The organism is Stenotrophomonas sp. Steno-C18, from assembly GCF_056393195.1.
On the sequence record NZ_JBWJOX010000003.1, the window covers coordinates 177,039 to 193,116 of the forward strand.

A 16,078-nucleotide genomic window follows, 5' to 3' on the forward strand; every position below is an offset into this window, starting at 1 on the left:
ATGCGCAACCTCCGCCGACAACGCGGATTCAACCTGCTCGAGCTGACGGTCGTGGTGGGCGTGCTTGCCCTGCTGACCAGCGCGGCGACGGGCACGTATGAGATGTTCCAGCAGTCCCGCAGCCATACCGCCAGCCGCGCGCAACTGGGTCAGGCCCGCCTGGCGCTGCGCGCCTTCACCCTCCGCAACAAGCGCCTGCCCTGCCCGGACAGCAGCCCGCAGGGCGACGCCGGGCGCGAGAACGGCGGGGCCAGTGGCTGCGCCGCGGGACTCACGGTTGGCTGGCTGCCATACGAAAGCCTGGGCCTGGCCCTGCCCGACCGCAACGCGCGCATCCGCTACGCGGTCCACCGCAGCAGCACGGCGGACCTGGCCAGGCCGTCCGCGGCCAGCGCCGAGTTCAGTGACCAGGACGGATCGGGCGGGCTGCTGGCCGCGCTTGCGCGGGCCGCGCAGGCCACGCCCGTCACCGCGTTGCCGTTCTACAAACTGCCCACCGCCAACGTCGCCTACCCGACCGAAACCCCGTCGAGCCCGGACCTTCCCTGCGATGGGGGGGGCGAAACCGTCAACCCTGCCTACGCGCTGATCGCCCCGGGAATGGACATGGACCAGTCCTCGGGCAACGCGCCCGGCTTCGACACGATGAACAACGCCATCGCCCGCGGGACCGCCCTGTGCATGGCGCCGCCGGAACGGCCATCGAGCTTCCGCTACGACGACCAGGTCCTGGCCGAGTCGAGCACCACGCTGCTCGGCTGGCTGACCTCCCTTGAACGATAAGCAACCGATCCCGCATACCTCCGAGGCCTTGGAAATGACTAGCTGCCACCGCAGAAACCCCCACCAGCCGCAGTTGCGCCATCTTCCCCGGCTGCTGGCCGGCGGCATCGGCTCGCTGATGCTGGCGGCATGCACCAACATGCCGCCGCGCAGCGTGCAGGACCTGCCACCGGTGGAGCACAAGGCACTGGAACGCACCAGCACCGCGCTGGCCGAAGAGTCGGCCAAGTTCCTCGAGGCCCAGGACAAGCGCCTGGCCAGCCTCGAGCACAAGGGCACCCGCACGCCCACCACCACGCCACTGGCACCGGTCTACGACCCGCTGGAGCACAGCGTGGTCAGCATCAGCATGTTCGATGCCGACGTCGGCCAGCTGCTGTGGGCGCTGGCCGGCGAGCTGAAGATGAACCTGATCGTGGACCCCAGGGTACTGGAGCAGAAGCAGCGCTCCAGCCTGCAGCTGAGCAATGTCTCCGCGCGCGAGGTGTTCAACCACATCCTGGATGCGTTCGACCTGCATGGCGAACTGCGCGGCGGTGCACTGGTGGTCAGCCAGACCAAGGAGCGCATCTTCAACGTGGACATGCTCAACTCGGTGACCTCGCTGGAGCTCAACAGCGGTGGTGACGTGTTCGGTGCCGGCATGCAGGGCGAGGGCGGCGCGGGCCAGTCCCTGCGGGGCTCGCTGTCGATGAGCGGCAGCGTCGGCAAGGACAACGACCCCTACAAGCAACTGGCCGCCGCGCTGGACGTGATCCTGGACGCGGACAAGAGCAAGCAGGCGCCCGCCCCCACCGCACCGGACCAGCCCAAGCCGCCGGCGGTCGCCAGCTACAACCTGGATGCCGGCAGCGGCACCCTGTTCGTGCGCGCCCGCCCCTCGCAGATGCGCGCCGTCGAGCAGCTGATCGAACACAACAAGCAGAAGCTGCGCCGGCAGGTGCTGGTCGAGGCACAGATCCTGGACGTCTCGCTCAATGACAGCAGCAACTACGGCGTGGACTGGAACCTGCTGCGCGACCGCGTCGCCGGCATCTACGGCGACACCGCCGCCACCATCCTGCCCGATGCCAACACGCCGCTGTCCTACGACGGCCTGACCCGGCTGGGCCAGCAACCGCGCACCATCACCTTCCCCAACCAGACCCTGGGCTCCAGCCTCGGCCGGGCGATGGGCCTGAGCTACACCACCGACACGTTCTCGGCGGCGGTCAACGTGCTGCGCGGCTTCGGCAACGTCAAGGTGCTGTCCAACCCCAGCGTGCGCGTGCGCAACGGCAGCCCGGCCTACCTGAGCGTGGGCACCAACATCCGCTACGTCACCAAGTCCACCAGCAACTTCTCCAACACCGGCGGCAGCGGCGGCTCCTACAACCAGTCCACCGACATCCAGACCGACTCGCTGTTCTCCGGCGTGGTGATCGGCGTGGCACCGATGATCCACGAGAACGGCAGCGTCGAGCTGCTGGTGCACCCGATGCAGACCGAGGTCGATGCCAGCAGCCTGACCCTGCGCGAGTTCCCCAACGGCAACGCGGTCACGCTGCCGCAGGTCAACGTCAAGGGCATCACCACCACCTTGAACCTGCGCGACGGCGACACCGTGATGCTCGGCGGCCTGATCGACCAGAACGCCTCGCTCGATGACAAGGGCATCCCCGGCCTGTCCGACGTGCCGGTGTTCGGCCGCATGTTCGGCTCGCGTGCCAAGACCCACACCACCCGCGAACTGGTGCTGGTACTGCGGGTGAAAGTGCTGTGAGCCTGATCTACGACGCATTGCGCCAGAACGGCACGGCGTCGCCCCAGGCCACGGCCACGCCGGTAGCACGGGCCCGCGGCGGCGGCCGGCGCACCGGCTACCTCTGGCTGGGCGCGACCGGCAGCATGCTGCTCGGCTATGCGCTGGTGCATGCGCTCTCCGGCAATGCCGCGCCGCCGGCGGCCGCCACCGCGACACGGGCACCACTGGCCGCGCCTGCCGCAGCGCCGGCAACAGCATCGGTGACGGTACCGGTTGCGGTCGCAGCGCCGGCACCGGTTGCCGCGACCGCGCCCATCCCCCCTTTGCCGCCACTGGCAACGCGGGACACCACCCGCACGTCGGCAGCGCCCGTCGCCGGCAGCGACGTGCCCGCGCCGGCAACGCCCGCCCCACGCCTGGCCACCACGCCGTCCGGGCAGGAGGTGGTGCACGTGCAGTCGCAGCAGATGAACATCACCGTCAGCACCCGCCGGCCGGCCCGCGACGCCGCCCCTGCGGCGGACACCAGCGCCCGGATTCCCGATGCACTGGCCTCGCTGCAGCGCGCTGTCGCGCAGGGCGACGCCGCTGCCATCGAGCAGCAACTGCAGGCGTTGCGCCAGCTGCTTCCCGCCGACAGCCTGACCCTGCTGCGCAACGAAGCCTGGGTTGCACACAACCGCGGCGACCTGGTCACCGCCGAGGACCGCTACCGGCAGATCCTGTCGCGGGTCCCGGAGGACACCCAGGCCGGGGTCAACCTCGCGCTGCTGGAAGCCGGACGCGGCCAGACCGACGTCGCGCAGGGCCGGCTGCTACGCCTGGCAGCGGAGAACGGCGACTCCAGCGTCATCGCCCAGGCGCTGGCCCAGATCCGTGGAACGCCGCAATGAACCCGGCCACCCGCCAGCACCTGCAGCAGCTGGGCCTGGACCGCTCGCCGTTCCCGCCCACGCCCGACAGTGCCGCCTACTTCCAGACCGATGCGCTGGAGCGCGAGCTGGTCGAGGCAACGCATTGCCTGCGCACGCGCTCGGGTTTCGTGCTGCTCACCGGCGAGGTCGGCACCGGCAAGACCACTTTCCTGCGCCGCCTGATGTCCACGCTGGAACGCGAGGACATGGTGGTGTCGCTGGTGTTCAACACCTACCTGCAGGGCAATGACCTGCTGGCGGCGGTGCTGCGTGACTTCGGCCTGCCCGCCGAGGGCAGTGCCGCGGACAACATCGATCGCCTCAACCGCTTCCTGCTCGAGCGCTGGCAGCGCCAGACCACCTGCGTGCTGCTGATCGACGATGCCCAGAACCTGGACATCGAAAGCCTGGAACTGCTGCGCCTGCTCACCTGCCTGGAGTCGGGGCAGGAGAAGCTGTTGCAGATCGTGCTGGCCGGCCAACCGGAATTGCTGCAGGTGCTGGCGCAACCGGCGATCCGCCAGCTCAGCAGCCGCATCAGCAAACACGCCCAGCTCTGCGCCCTGGCCCGCGACCGCACCGGCGACTACGTGCGGTTCCGGCTGGACAGCGCCGGTGCCGACGGCGCCATCGCGCTCGATGAAGCGGCGATCACCGCCCTGCACCGCGCCAGCAACGGCAACCCACGCCATATCCACCAGATCATGGACCGCTGCCTGTATGGCCTGTATGGCCAGGCCGCCGGTCCACGCCGGATCGATGCCGCGCTGATCCGCACCGCCGCCGCCGAAGCCGGTGTGCAGCGCCGCGCGCGCGCACGTCGCTACCCCCTGGCACTGGCGGCATCGCTGGGCGGGCTGCTGGCCGTGGGGGGGCTGGTCCTGTCACTGCGTCCGGGCGACACCCATGCCGAGCCGGCATCGACGGTGACATCGGCATCGCCCGCAGCGGCCAGCGCCGCAACCGCGCCCCCACCGCAGCACTGCCTTGCACGCCTGGGTGACGGCGCACGGCGCCAGGTCCAGGTGCCTTCCGGCGCTGCCCCCTACCTGCGCCAGCACGACGACCTGTGCGTGCAAGCCACCGCGCAGGGCGCACTGGTCACCTTCGTGCCGCGTTTGCCCGACGCCGACCTGCTGCAACAGCAACCCAATACCCGCCTGCAACAGTTGCAGTACCGCCTGCGGCAGCAGGGGCACTACGACGGCCAGCTCGATGGCCGCTTCGGCCCGCTGACGCAGCGGGCGCTGCGCCGCATGCAGCAGCACAACGCCCTGCCGGCAACCGGGACCCCGGATGCACTGACCCTGCACCTGCTGGCCCTTCCCGCCGCGCACGCCGACTCCCCGAACGACATGGATCCTTCCCGCAATGGCCACGGTTGATTCCCGCATCCCCTCCGCCTCCGCCAGCTCCACGCAGGGACTGGTCAGCCTCGAACAGGCCAAGCTCGGCGTGCTGCTCAACGAGCAGGGGCTGCTGGACCCCATCCAGCTGCTGTACGCCCGCCAGAAGAACCTGGTCGAGCAGACCAGCTTCGGCCGCTTGCTGATCCGCCACGGCCTGGCCAATGAATCGGACATCGTGCGCACCCATGCCGGCATGCTCGGCATCGAGTTCACCCAGGTTGAAACCCTGCCGGTGGCCGAGCCACAGATCCTGGCCATGTTCAACCGCGAGCTGTGCCAGATGCGGCAGTTCCTGCCACTGCGCCGCGACGGCGAGCAACTGGAGGTGCTGCTCGGCGATGCCGACCCCACCGCGGTGGCGCAGCTCGTGCTGCAACGCTGCGGCCTGCGCTGCCGCTTCCTGCAGGGCGAGTACGGCAAGGTCGCGCGGCTGATCCGGCAAACCTACTACTTCGCGCAGAACCCGATCGAGGCGCTGCTGGAGAAGGAGATCCGCCGCCTCGCCACCGACAACGACCACGCCTACAGCCCGGAGAAGCTGCTGGACTACCTGCTGCACCTGGCCGTGCGCGAACGCACCACCGACATCCACATTTCCCCGTCCGAGCACAGCCTGCACGTGCTGTTCCGCGTCGATGGCGTGCTGCGCCCGATGTGGGCCATGCCCAACTCGCTCAGCCGCCTGCTGGGCTACATCAAGCTCGCTTCGGAAATGGACATCTCCGAGCAGCGCCGCCCGCAGGACGGCAGCTTCCGCGCCACCGTGCTGGACTCGGCGCTGACGGTGCGCGTGTCCACCCTGATCACCGAATCCGGCGAGCGCATGGTGATGCGCCTGCTGCCCGAGCACAGCGACCTGGCCGGGCTGGAGGAACTGGGTTTCTTCGCCGAGGACGTGGCCCTGCTCGAACGCCTGTTCGCCAAGCCGGCCGGGCTGATCCTGATCACCGGCCCCACCGGCTCGGGCAAGAGCTCCTCGCTGCACGCCGCGCTGCGCATGCAGTCGCTGATCGAGCGCAATGTGCTGACCGTCGAGGACCCCATCGAGTACCGCGTGCCCGGTGCCGGCCAGACCGAGGTCAACCGCCGCGCCGGCTACGAGTTCGGCTCGGCCCTGCGCCACTTCCTGCGCCATGACCCGGACGTGATCCTGCTCGGCGAAATGCGCGACGCCGAAACCGCGCAGGCGGCGGTGGAGGCGGCGGCCACCGGCCACCTGGTGCTGTCCACCCTGCACGTCACCACCGTGTTCGGCGTGGTGCCCCGCCTGCGCCCGCTCGGCCTGGAAGCGCAGGTCATCGCCGACAACCTGCTGGCCGTGGTGAACCAGCGCCTGGTCCGCCAGGTCTGCCCTTTCTGTGCCACGGACGTGCCGTTCACCGACAAGGAGTGCGCATGGCTGGAGCTGCCCGTGGGCAGCAGCGGCCGGCGTGGCGGCGGCTGCGACCGCTGCCGCGGCAGCGGCTACTACGGGCGCCTGCCGGTCTACGACATCATGGTGGTCGACGAACCGCTGGCCAACGGCATCGCCGATGACGTCAGCCGCGAGACCCTGCGCGGGCTGGCGATGGGCGCCGGCTTCAAGGGCATCGAACAGGTCGCGCGCGCGCGCGTCATCGCCGGCCAGACCACCAGCGAGGAAGTCCTGCGCGTGGTCGGCGTGGGCCCGGCGCCATGAACGTCTACTACTACCGGCTGCTGCTCTCCAACGGCCGCGTGCGCGCCGGCGTGACCCAGCTGGCGGTCGAGCACGACGCCTCCGCGCGCCTGTGGCTGGAGAAGAACTTCGATGCGGTGGTGCTCAAGCTGTATCGCTTCCCCGGCTGGCTGGCCGAGACCCAGCGCTCGCTCACCCACCTGATCAAGCCCAGCATCAAGCCGGTGGAACTGGCCGGCATGCTGCGCGACCTGGCGGTGATGACCAGCAGCGGCATCCCGGTGATGGAGGCGCTGCGTGCGGTGGCCAACGAGATCAGCACCGGCCGCGTGTCCAATCCGGCCCGGCTGGCACGCCGGCTGCTGGACGAACTGGATGCCGGCGCCTCGCTGAGCGATGCATTCGGCCGCTATCCCGACGCCTTCCCGGAAACCGTCCGCAACCTGGTCATGATCGGCGACGAGACCGGCTCCATGGACAGGATGCTGATGGAGGCCGCCGACCACGTCGAGCGCATCTCGCGGATGACCGCCGATACCCGCCAGGCGCTGATCTACCCGGCGTTCGTGTTCTCGGCCATCTTCGCCGCCGGCGGCTTCTGGATCTACTACGTCATTCCCAACCTGTCCGACCTCTTCAAGCAGATGAACGCCAAGCTGCCGCCGCTCACCATCTGGGTGATACGCAGCTCGGAGTGGCTGATCGGGCACATCGTGATGATCCTGGCCGGGCTGGCCGCGCTGGCGTTCGTGCTGTGGGTCACCTGGCGCTACAGCCGCCGCTTCCGCCGCGCCATCCACTACACGCTGCACCGGCTGCCGATCGCCAAGACCATCATGTTCTCCTCCGGCCTGGCCTTCTTCACCGAGTACATGGCGCTGCTGATCCGCGCCGGCGTGGACATGGTCAGCAGCCTGCAGGTGATGGAGCGCGCCATGCGCGACGAGTACTACCGCGACCGCATCATCGCGATCCGGCAGGTCCTGGAGCGCGGCGACCGGGTGTCCTCGGCGATGCGCCAGGTCGGTGGCTTCCCTTCGATGATGGTGCGCATGATCAGCGTCGGCGAGGACACCGGCACGCTGGACAGCCAGTTCTCGCGCCTGTCCGAGGAATACAGCCTGCGCCTGCAGCGCCTGATCACCAACCTGTCGGAAATCATCAAGCCGGTCGTCGTGCTGTTCGGCGGCGGCATGTTCGTCTTCCTGATCGTCGCCCTGCTGCTGCCGGTCTATGACCTGGTGCAGCAGGCGATCACCTCGCCGCAGCTGTAAGGAACCACGCCACCATGAAACCCATCAACCACAGCCGCGGCTTCACCCTCATGGAGATGTCGGTGGTGCTGGTGATCATCGCGTTGATCCTCGGCGCGGTCACCGTGGGCCGCGACGTCTACCGTGGTGCCGTGGCCGAGCGCATCAGCAGCGAGTTCGTGCAGGGCTGGATCCTGGCCTACGACCGCTACGCCAGCCAGACCGGCCGGGTCCCCGGCGACAACGCGCTCACCGGCATGATCGGCGGTGGCACCGCCGCCACCGCGCTGTGCGGCACTGCGCTGGTCGACGAGATGCTCAAGGCAGGCGTCACCCTGCCCCAGGGAGCGATGGAAGGCCGCCAGGAAACCTACGTCTACCAGGACCGCAACGGCCTGCCGCAGCGCCTGCAGGTCTGCCTGCAGGCCATTACCGACTGGCACGAGCCGATCAGCGCCAGCGGCTACGCCGCTCGTACGCGCAACGTGCTGGTGCTGCATGGGCTCACCCCCGAACTGGCGCAGCAGCTGGACCAGCGCATCGACGGCAAGGTCGACGCGCGCGTTGGCCGGGTGCGCGAGAAGCGCCCGGGCACCGGCAAGGTCGCCGCGCCGACCGAGGATGCCGCCTGGTCGCGCGATGAGACCAGCAACGCCAACACCAGTGCCGATGCCGCCAGTGCCACCGTCATCGCCTACATCAAGATGAGCCAGTAACCGGATATCGCCCGCATGCATACCCCTTCCCGCGATCATCTCCCCATCCTCGGCTGCATCCCCGGCGACCACCCGCAGCGGGGCTTCAGCCTGCTGCAGGTGATGCTGCTGCTGATGCTGGTCGGCGTGGCCGTCGCCGCCGGCGCGCTGCTGCTCAATGCCCGGCGCCCGGCCGAACAGGCCGTCCAGCAGCAGGAATACCTGCGCTGGGCCGATGATGCGCTGGCCGCCTACGCCGCCGCGCACGCCCGCCTGCCCTGCCCGGCCACGCGTTGGACCGAGGATCCGGCCGCGGTCATCGAGGACTGCAGTGCCGAGGCCGGCACCAGCAATGCGGTCGGCTTCCTGCCCATCGCGTTGTTGCCCGGCGCGCGCGAGATCGGGGCCGGCGCCGCGCCGATCCGCTACTCGGTCTCGCGGGGCGTCACCGGCATCGCCGGCGGCGGCACCAGTGCCCGCCAGCCCGCGCTGTCGGCGACCGGCGATGCGTTCATCCCGCTCGACCCGAGCGGCGAGCCCTTCGAGGACTACGTGGACCCGGCCGAAGGACACGGCAACGGCCTGGACTTCTGCGCCGCGCTGGACCAGAACGCGCTGCCCGGGGCCACCGCGGACACCTACGCCACCAGCACCGACGCCCAGGGCAATGCCCTCAACATCGCCTATGGGCTGGTCGCCGCCGGCCCCGTCGCCGGAACCCAGGGCCGCTTCGACAGCGCTGCCTCGGCCGCATTGCCCAGCCCGGCCCGGCCCGGCGACATCGACTACGACGATCGCACCCGCCTGCGTACCTTCGCCTCGCTGGCACCGCTGGTCGGCTGCCGCCAGTACGCGGCGATGGCCGCCGCCGACGCCCCCACCAACGTCTCGCTGCTGTCGATGGAAGTGCTGGCCGGCGCGGTCGCCAACCACGCCACGGTGGCCGACTTCCAGGACACCAACCTGGGCAACGGCGAGGCCCAGGTGCGTGATGCGGCGTTCGCCCAGGCCATGGCCATCACCGGGTTGACCCTGAGCGTGCTCGGCGCGGTCGACATCTTCGACTCGGCGGTCTGGAACGCCATCTCGCTGACCACCTCGGTGATCACCTGCATCGCCTCGCTCGGCACGGTCTGCGTCGGCGTGCCGTTCGACACCGCCGCCGTCATCATCAGTGCCATCGCCATCAGCTACTCCGCCGCCGCGGTGGCGCTGAACTCGGCGGCGCTGGCCCCGATCGGGCTGGCGCTGGATGCCAACGTCAAGGCGCGTGACCGTGCCGCGGCATCGATCAAACCCGCCACCTCGTCCGTCGCCGACGTGCTGGAGACCATGCGCCAGACGCTGTACGGCGGCACCCGCGAGTACTGCAAGCAACGCCTGGACCCGAAGACCAAGCTCCCCGTGCAGAAGAAGGACAGCAACGGCGAGCCGGTGTGGCAGGCCAACGGCGCGCCGGAGTTTGAATGCGACTGGGTGACCGAGGACCAGCCCGGCATGGCCGCGCAGATCGACAGCGCCAAGGCGGTCGAGGCCAAGCTGGTCGATGCCGCCGCGGTATACCAGGACAAGCGCATGTCGCACTTCAGCGACACCTGGATCTCCTATCGCATGCACCTGGGCAACTCCGCCGGCAAGTACAAGGAAACCGTATGCGTGGCCGCCACCGGTGGCAGCTACGATTATGTCAACGGCAGCTGCGTCGTGCTGCCCACCGAGAGCCACGTGGGCGGCTACACCTGGGTGACCCGCTTCAAGCCGATCGCCTACCAGGACGCCCGCAGCAAGCGCGACCTGGCCCAGCGGTGGGCCGACATCCAGCGCACGGTGGAAGAGCTGGAAAGCGCCTACCAGCAGAAGGTGGACGCCGTGAAGCAATGGGTGAAGCTGGTCGACAGCGCGCACAAGGACGCCGAGGACATCTGCCGGCAGGCCACCAACGCCGAAAGCCAGCAGGTCTGCCGCAACTCGCGCGACAAGGTGACCTACATGCGCAGCTGCACCTACACGGTCATCAACGACGACGGCAGCACCGCCATCGTCGATGAGATGCACCCGCCCGCCGGCCAGGAGATGAACGAGGGCGCCCAGTGCACGCCAATGCTCGAGCGCGACCGCGACCTGACCAAGGCGGCGCTGGACGACGCCAAGCAGCGGCGCACCAGCGCCAAGTCCAACTACGACAGCCAAAGCTCGCCCTACCTCCAGTACCCGGGCGATTGGAGCAAGGCCATGATGGAGATCGATGGCGAGCAATCCACGTTCACCTGGATTTCCGGCACCATCCGCCGCTATGCCGACATGCCGACCGACGGCAGCAATGGCCAGCGCCTGATCGAGGACATCAACTACGACGGTGATTTCCGCTGCGTGCTTGACCCCGGCAGATGCGGCACCGAGAAGAGCACCTATTCCTATGCGCGTGCCTACTCGGACTGGGTGCGTGCAAGGGATGCCGCCGCCGAAGCCACGCGCAACCGCATCGAGAACGAAACCCGCTTCAAGGAACTGGAAGCCCAGTACAACGCGCTGAAGGACATGGCCCCGCCTGGCTCCGTCGAGGACTACAGCATCGCCGTGGGTGCCGGCGCCATCCTCGGCAAGGCCGACACGCGCGGCGCGGTCGGCGCCCGCAAGGCAAGCCCATGAGCGGCCCGTGCGTGCGGCGGCAACGCGGCTTCAGCCTGGTCGAGATCGCCGTGGCCCTGCTCATCGCCGGCCTGGTCAGCGCGGTGGTGTTCACCCTGATCCCGATCGGTGGGCAGGTACTCAAGGCCGACCACGACGAACGCCTGCTCGCGCAGGCCGAACAAGCGCTGCTCGGCCATGCCCGCGCGAAGCTGCACCTGCCGGCGGCCGACAGCGATGGCGACGGGCGCCCCGATCCGGGCAGTACCTCGGGCTGGTTGCCGGTGCGCGAGCTCGGCCTGCCGGGTGACGCGCGCATCCTCTACAGCGCCCATGCCGCGCTACTGGCGGCACCGGGCAACGTGTATGCACCGCACTTGGCCGGCGCGGAGGTCAGCTCGCCGACCAACGGGTTGGACCTGTGCCTGCACCTGCAGCAGGTCCAGGCCAATGGCACCCCGTTGGCCGGGTTGTCCATGCCGGCGGCCTACGCGCTGGGCATGCCGAACGAACGCGGCCAGGTCGGCGACGCCCAGGCCGCCGCGCGCGCGCTGGCGCTGCCGGGCGCCGCGCCCGTGGCCGGCAGCCTTCCCGGCCTCACGCTGGCCGCCGGCGTCGGCGAGCTGTCCAGCCGGCTGGCCTGCGCCGACCGCCTCGGCCGCGCACAGGGCGCGGCCCAGTCCGCCGCCGCGGCCTACAGCATCGCCGAGGTGGCACAGTTCAACTACCGCTTCCGCAAGTTCGACGTGCGCACCAACGAAGCGCTGCTCAAGGCCGCCGAGACCGGCGTCGCCGCCGCGGCCGCGTCGCTGGCATTCGCGATCTTCGACGAAGCCATCGCGGTGTTCCTGACCACCACCGGCAATTTCGAAACCGGCTTCAAGATCGCGCTGGCGGTGATGGAACACGCCAATGCGCTCGCGTCCGTCGGCTATGCCGTCTTCCTGGTGAAGATGGCCGATGACGACCTCAAGGGCGCGCGCGAGTCCCTGGCCACGGCCAAGGACATCGCCGCCCGTGCCAGCACCCGCAACGACCTGGCCGCGCACGCGCGCGACCAGGCGCTGCAACAGGCCAAGGCCCTGGACATCGCGGGGATCGACAAATGACACACCGGCAGATCCGTGTGCCGCGCCGCAGGCCGGCGGGCTTTTCGCTGATCGAACTGACCATCGCCTTGGTGGTGCTGGGCATCATCGGGGTGTTCCTGGCCCGTTGGCTGATGCAGAGCAACCAGGAGGCCCGGCAGGTCACCCAACGCAGCCTGCTGCAACGCGCCGACGATGCGCTGCTGGCCTACGCCGCCGCCAATCATCACCTGCCGTGCCCAGCCACCGGTGACAGCGGCGTCGGCGACTGCAGCGTCGCCCAGGGCTTCCTGCCCTACCGCGAGTTGGGTTTGCCGGACCAGCGCGCCGCACGGATCGCCTATGGCGTATTCCGCGACAACGCGATGTCCGGCGTGGACCCGGACATCGCCAGCATCGACGCCGACCTCACCCGTGCGGTGGATCGCGCGCCGTCCCTGCAGATGCTCAACAACGCCACCAGCAACAGCGTGGCCGCGCTGGTCAAGCTGCAGGACACCTGCGCCACGCACCCGGAAGCGGGCTGCGCGTCGGTGCCGAACCTGCAGGTCAACGGGCTGGACTTCTGCTACGCGCTGCGCAGCGGCATGAACGCCACCGGCAAGGACAGCTTCCTGCACAGCCGGCGCGCCGAAGGGGCCGGCAGCGCGGTGCTCGGCAACATCGCCTACGCGCTGGCCACCACCTCGCTGGACGCGGCGGCCCCATCGGACCCGGCGATCGACTCCCCGCGCGCCGGCAGCAACGTCGGCCAGCTGCGCCGGGCGGTCGGCTTCGAACAGCTGTGGAGCCGCCTGCGCTGCGGCGAGGCCACCGGCGCGGCCCTGCACGCGCATGCCAATGCCGCCGTCGCCGCCGCGCTCAACGTGCCGGCGATGGTCGACTACAAGGAGCAGCTCTCCATCATGACCGAGCTCGCCGAGGCCGGGAACAAGAGCGCCGACGCCGACATCGTGCTGGCCACCGGGCAGATCGCCTCGGCGGTCGCCGGCATGTTCGACACCGCCTCGGAGGTCAGCCAGACCAAGTTCGTGTGGACCTGGCGCACCGGCTTCGCCGCCGCCGGCCTGGGCAGCGCGATCGGCGGCGTGGTCGCCGCCGCCGCGATGAAGGGCATCGCCGTCTCCAACGTCAACATCGCGCGGACCACCCAGAGCGCCTTCGGCACCGGCCAACCCACCGGCTCGGATGCGGACCAGACCGTCTACGCGCTGGACCAGAAGGCACCGGTCATCGCCCGCCAAGTGGACCTGGAAGCGCGCCGCGCCGACCTGCTCGGGCTCTCCCCCGGCAAGGCCCAGCATGACGCGGCCGACGCACTGCGCTGAGCCTGCCGGCTGCCACCGCCTGCCACCGCTGCAACAGGCGAAGGGCGTGCCTGCGCACGCCCTTCACTGCCACCGCGAGGGGAGATCGGGGCGTTACCCCAGCACCACGCCGCTGATCCGCCCGCGCTCCATCCGCAATCCGGACGTCACCTCGCCGGCCAGCGCGCCCACCCCGTTGGAGATCTGCGCGAGCAGCTGGCGCAGTTCCACGCTGGTGTCCAACCCCAGTTCGGCGCGGAGCATGACTTCGAACCGCTGGTACGCCTTCACCGCCGCCGCCCGCATGCCTCCCCCGGCATGGGCCCGCATCACCCGCTGTGCATGCGCCTCGTTCCACGGGTCGTGCAGGCTCAGCGACCGCGCCATCATCGCCGCGCGCTCCCACTGCTGGCTGGCCAGCAGCTCGTCACAGCACTTCTCCGCCGCGTCGATCAGGCGGCCGTCCAGCTCCTGGCGGGTGGTTTCCAGCCAGCTGTGGAAGTCGATGCCGGCGATGTCATCCATCCCGTCGAGGAAGCAGCTCTGCCGCGCCAGCATGTACACGGCCTGGCAGGGCGCCAGCTGCAGCAGGTCGATGTCGAAGCGCACTTGGTCGTCGCGGAACAGCCCCACGCTGCCGCGCTCGATGCGCAGGGCGTCCGGTCCCAGCGCGTTGCTGCAGTAGCGGTTGAGGTTGCTCAGCACCTGGCGCAGGTTGGTCAGCGCGCTGGTTTCGCTCAGCGACGGCCACAGCAGGGCCGCCAGCGCGATGCGCGAATGCTTGCGGTTCGACTCCACCGCCAGGTAGCCCAGCAGTGCCCAGCCCTTGCGGTAGATCAACGGTGCCGGCAACCCCTGGCTGGCGCCCATCAGCTGGACCAGCCCACGTTCGGTCGCCACGTGCGCGCCGCCGCAGGATGCTTCGCACCCGGCGTGCGCCGCCTGTTCCGATACCAATGCCATGATTTCCCCCGGATGGGCCTCAGCCATTGAGCCCCTTACCTGTTAAACCGGCAAAAGCGTCCCGATCCCATCACCCCGGCGCGAAAAACGTTCACGCGCGCTCGACAAACGTCCGATTCCCGCGCAACGCGGGCGCCGCCAAGCCGCGCCGCGGGTAGGTTTCAACCGCAACCAAGCAGCCGTGGCGGGGCTTGCGCGCCGTTCACCGGCAATCACAACTGCAAGCATTGACAGCGCCGGCGGACGGTGGTTATCTCGACCCCATGCTGCAACGCCACAACGCCACCGCCCACCTGACTTCGACCCCGGCTTCCGCCGCGGCGTCGCTGCTCGTACTCGTACTTATTACCGAGCCAACAGGTGCGGGGCAGACTGGCGCGTAGCAGAAAAACAGCCAGATTCGACTAAAGACCCCGCGCCGACCCCGGTGCGGGGTTTTTCGTTTCCAGCTTCTATTTCATCTGAAACCATGTATCCGACCGATTCCACCATGCACAAACACACCGCCTGCAACGCCCCGTGCGCCGCATCGGCCTGCATGGCGATCGCCCTCCCCGACCCGGCCGCCGCGTCCTGACGCGACGGCCGTTTCTTTTTTCACTGCACGTTTTCTCTTCATCGCAAGGAACCCAAGCACCATGAGCACCAACGAACTGCCCCAGATCAAAATCGCCGTCATCGGTTACGGCAGCCAGGGCCGCGCCCATGCACTGAACCTGCGTGAATCCGGTTACGACGTGGTCGTGGGCCTGCGCGCCGGTGGCCCGACCGAAGCCAAGGCCCAGGCCGACGGCTTCACCGTCAAGGCGCCGGCCGAGGCGGTCAAGGAGGCCGACCTGGTCGCCGTGCTGACCCCGGACATGGTGCAGAAGAAGCTCTACAACGACGTGCTCGCGCCGAACATGAAGCAGGGTGCATGCCTGCTGTTCGCCCATGGCCTGAACGTGCATTTCGGCATGATCGCGCCGCGCGCCGATCTGGACGTGGTGCTGGTCGCGCCGAAGGGCCCGGGTGCGCTGGTCCGTCGCGAGTACGAGATCGGCCGTGGCGTGCCGTGCATCTACGCCGTCTACCAGGACACCAGCGGCAAGGCCGAGCAGTTCGCGCTGGCCTACGCCGCCGGCCTGGGCGGCGCGCGCGCCAACATCATCAAGACCACCTTCAAGGAAGAGACCGAAACCGATCTGTTCGGCGAGCAGGCCGTGCTGTGCGGTGGTGCGTCCTCGCTGGTGCAGGCCGGTTTTGAAACGCTGGTCGAAGCCGGCTACCAGCCGGAGATCGCCTACTACGAAGTGCTGCACGAACTGAAGCTGATCGTGGACCTGTTCTACGAAGGCGGCATCACCCGCATGCTGGAGTTCATCTCCGAGACCGCGCAGTACGGCGACTTCGTCAGCGGCCCGCGCGTGATCGATGCCTCGGTCAAGGCGCGCATGAAGGATGTGCTGACCGACATCCAGAACGGCACCTTCACCCGGAACTGGGAAGCCGAGTACGACGCCGGCCTCCCGAACTACAAGAAGTTCCAGCAGGCCGACAAGGAGCATCCGATCGAGAAGGTCGGCAAGGAACTGCGCGCCAAGATGGTCTGGTTGCAAGGTCAGACCGCGTAATCACGCGGCGGTCCCCCACCCGCT

The 16,078-nt window shown here is 69.1% G+C and carries 12 protein-coding genes; 11 read left to right on the forward strand and 1 reads right to left on the reverse strand.

The window, feature by feature from the left end; all coding sequences use genetic code 11:
- From AC06FE_RS08085 to AC06FE_RS08130, 10 genes are all read left to right on the forward strand, one after another.
- Positions 1 to 783, forward strand: a complete 783-nt coding sequence (locus AC06FE_RS08085) for a type II secretion system protein (RefSeq protein ID WP_478072747.1) — start codon at positions 1 to 3, stop codon at positions 781 to 783.
- A gap of 73 nt (positions 784 to 856) precedes the next feature.
- Positions 857 to 2,545 (forward strand): pilus (MSHA type) biogenesis protein MshL, encoded by a 1,689-nt coding sequence (gene mshL / locus AC06FE_RS08090; RefSeq protein WP_225591806.1) that lies wholly within the window; start codon positions 857 to 859, stop codon positions 2,543 to 2,545.
- Positions 2,542 to 3,420 (forward strand): tetratricopeptide repeat protein, encoded by an 879-nt coding sequence (locus AC06FE_RS08095; protein ID WP_478072748.1) that lies wholly within the window; start codon positions 2,542 to 2,544, stop codon positions 3,418 to 3,420. Before mshL ends, AC06FE_RS08095 begins: the two co-directional genes overlap by 4 nt.
- On the forward strand, positions 3,417 to 4,826 hold the full coding sequence (locus AC06FE_RS08100; RefSeq protein ID WP_478072749.1) for an ExeA family protein: 1,410 nt from the start codon (positions 3,417 to 3,419) through the stop codon (positions 4,824 to 4,826). The genes AC06FE_RS08095 and AC06FE_RS08100 overlap by 4 nt, the downstream gene beginning before the upstream one ends.
- Positions 4,813 to 6,528 (forward strand): GspE/PulE family protein, encoded by a 1,716-nt coding sequence (locus AC06FE_RS08105; protein WP_192287576.1) that lies wholly within the window; start codon positions 4,813 to 4,815, stop codon positions 6,526 to 6,528. Before AC06FE_RS08100 ends, AC06FE_RS08105 begins: the two co-directional genes overlap by 14 nt.
- Positions 6,525 to 7,781 (forward strand): type II secretion system F family protein, encoded by a 1,257-nt coding sequence (locus AC06FE_RS08110; protein ID WP_313252092.1) that lies wholly within the window; start codon positions 6,525 to 6,527, stop codon positions 7,779 to 7,781. Before AC06FE_RS08105 ends, AC06FE_RS08110 begins: the two co-directional genes overlap by 4 nt.
- 14 nt (positions 7,782 to 7,795) lie before the next feature.
- A complete protein-coding gene (locus tag AC06FE_RS08115) occupies positions 7,796 to 8,476 on the forward strand; it encodes a type II secretion system protein (protein WP_192287578.1) in 681 nt (226 codons plus the stop codon).
- 15 nt (positions 8,477 to 8,491) lie between these two features.
- A complete protein-coding gene (locus AC06FE_RS08120; RefSeq protein ID WP_478072750.1) occupies positions 8,492 to 11,104 on the forward strand; it encodes a hypothetical protein in 2,613 nt (870 codons plus the stop codon).
- The gene (locus AC06FE_RS08125; RefSeq protein ID WP_313252096.1) at positions 11,101 to 12,192 is read left to right on the forward strand and encodes a type II secretion system protein; all 1,092 of its coding nucleotides are present in this window, start codon (positions 11,101 to 11,103) and stop codon (positions 12,190 to 12,192) included. The genes AC06FE_RS08120 and AC06FE_RS08125 overlap by 4 nt, the downstream gene beginning before the upstream one ends.
- Positions 12,189 to 13,499 carry a type II secretion system protein gene (locus tag AC06FE_RS08130; RefSeq protein WP_478072751.1) on the forward strand — a complete coding sequence of 437 codons (1,311 nt, stop codon included), beginning with the start codon at positions 12,189 to 12,191 and terminating at the stop codon, positions 13,497 to 13,499. The genes AC06FE_RS08125 and AC06FE_RS08130 overlap by 4 nt, the downstream gene beginning before the upstream one ends.
- A 93-nt stretch (positions 13,500 to 13,592) precedes the next feature.
- On the opposite strand, the gene AC06FE_RS08135 is transcribed toward AC06FE_RS08130, so the two are convergent.
- Entirely contained in the window at positions 13,593 to 14,441 is an 849-nt protein-coding gene (locus AC06FE_RS08135) for an AfsR/SARP family transcriptional regulator (RefSeq protein ID WP_478072752.1), read from the reverse strand.
- Positions 14,442 to 15,079: 638 nt separating this feature from the next.
- On the opposite strand from AC06FE_RS08135, the gene ilvC reads away from it, so the two are divergent.
- Positions 15,080 to 16,054 (forward strand): ketol-acid reductoisomerase, encoded by a 975-nt coding sequence (gene ilvC, locus AC06FE_RS08140; protein ID WP_192287583.1) that lies wholly within the window; start codon positions 15,080 to 15,082, stop codon positions 16,052 to 16,054.
- Positions 16,055 to 16,078: the final 24 nt, after the last annotated feature.

Bases quoted from the DNA above. Each gene is read 5' to 3' on its own strand.
- AC06FE_RS08135 (WP_478072752.1), bottom strand. From the start codon at position 14,441: ATGGCATTGGTATCGGAACAGGCGGCGCACGCCGGGTGCGAAGCATCC.
- AC06FE_RS08105 (WP_192287576.1), top strand. From the start codon at position 4,813: ATGGCCACGGTTGATTCCCGCATCCCCTCCGCCTCCGCCAGCTCCACG.
- AC06FE_RS08120 (WP_478072750.1), top strand. From the start codon at position 8,492: ATGCATACCCCTTCCCGCGATCATCTCCCCATCCTCGGCTGCATCCCC.
- AC06FE_RS08085 (WP_478072747.1), top strand. From the start codon at position 1: ATGCGCAACCTCCGCCGACAACGCGGATTCAACCTGCTCGAGCTGACG.
- AC06FE_RS08115 (WP_192287578.1), top strand. From the start codon at position 7,796: ATGAAACCCATCAACCACAGCCGCGGCTTCACCCTCATGGAGATGTCG.
- ilvC (WP_192287583.1), top strand. From the start codon at position 15,080: ATGAGCACCAACGAACTGCCCCAGATCAAAATCGCCGTCATCGGTTAC.
- AC06FE_RS08125 (WP_313252096.1), top strand. From the start codon at position 11,101: ATGAGCGGCCCGTGCGTGCGGCGGCAACGCGGCTTCAGCCTGGTCGAG.
- AC06FE_RS08100 (WP_478072749.1), top strand. From the start codon at position 3,417: ATGAACCCGGCCACCCGCCAGCACCTGCAGCAGCTGGGCCTGGACCGC.
- AC06FE_RS08110 (WP_313252092.1), top strand. From the start codon at position 6,525: ATGAACGTCTACTACTACCGGCTGCTGCTCTCCAACGGCCGCGTGCGC.
- AC06FE_RS08130 (WP_478072751.1), top strand. From the start codon at position 12,189: ATGACACACCGGCAGATCCGTGTGCCGCGCCGCAGGCCGGCGGGCTTT.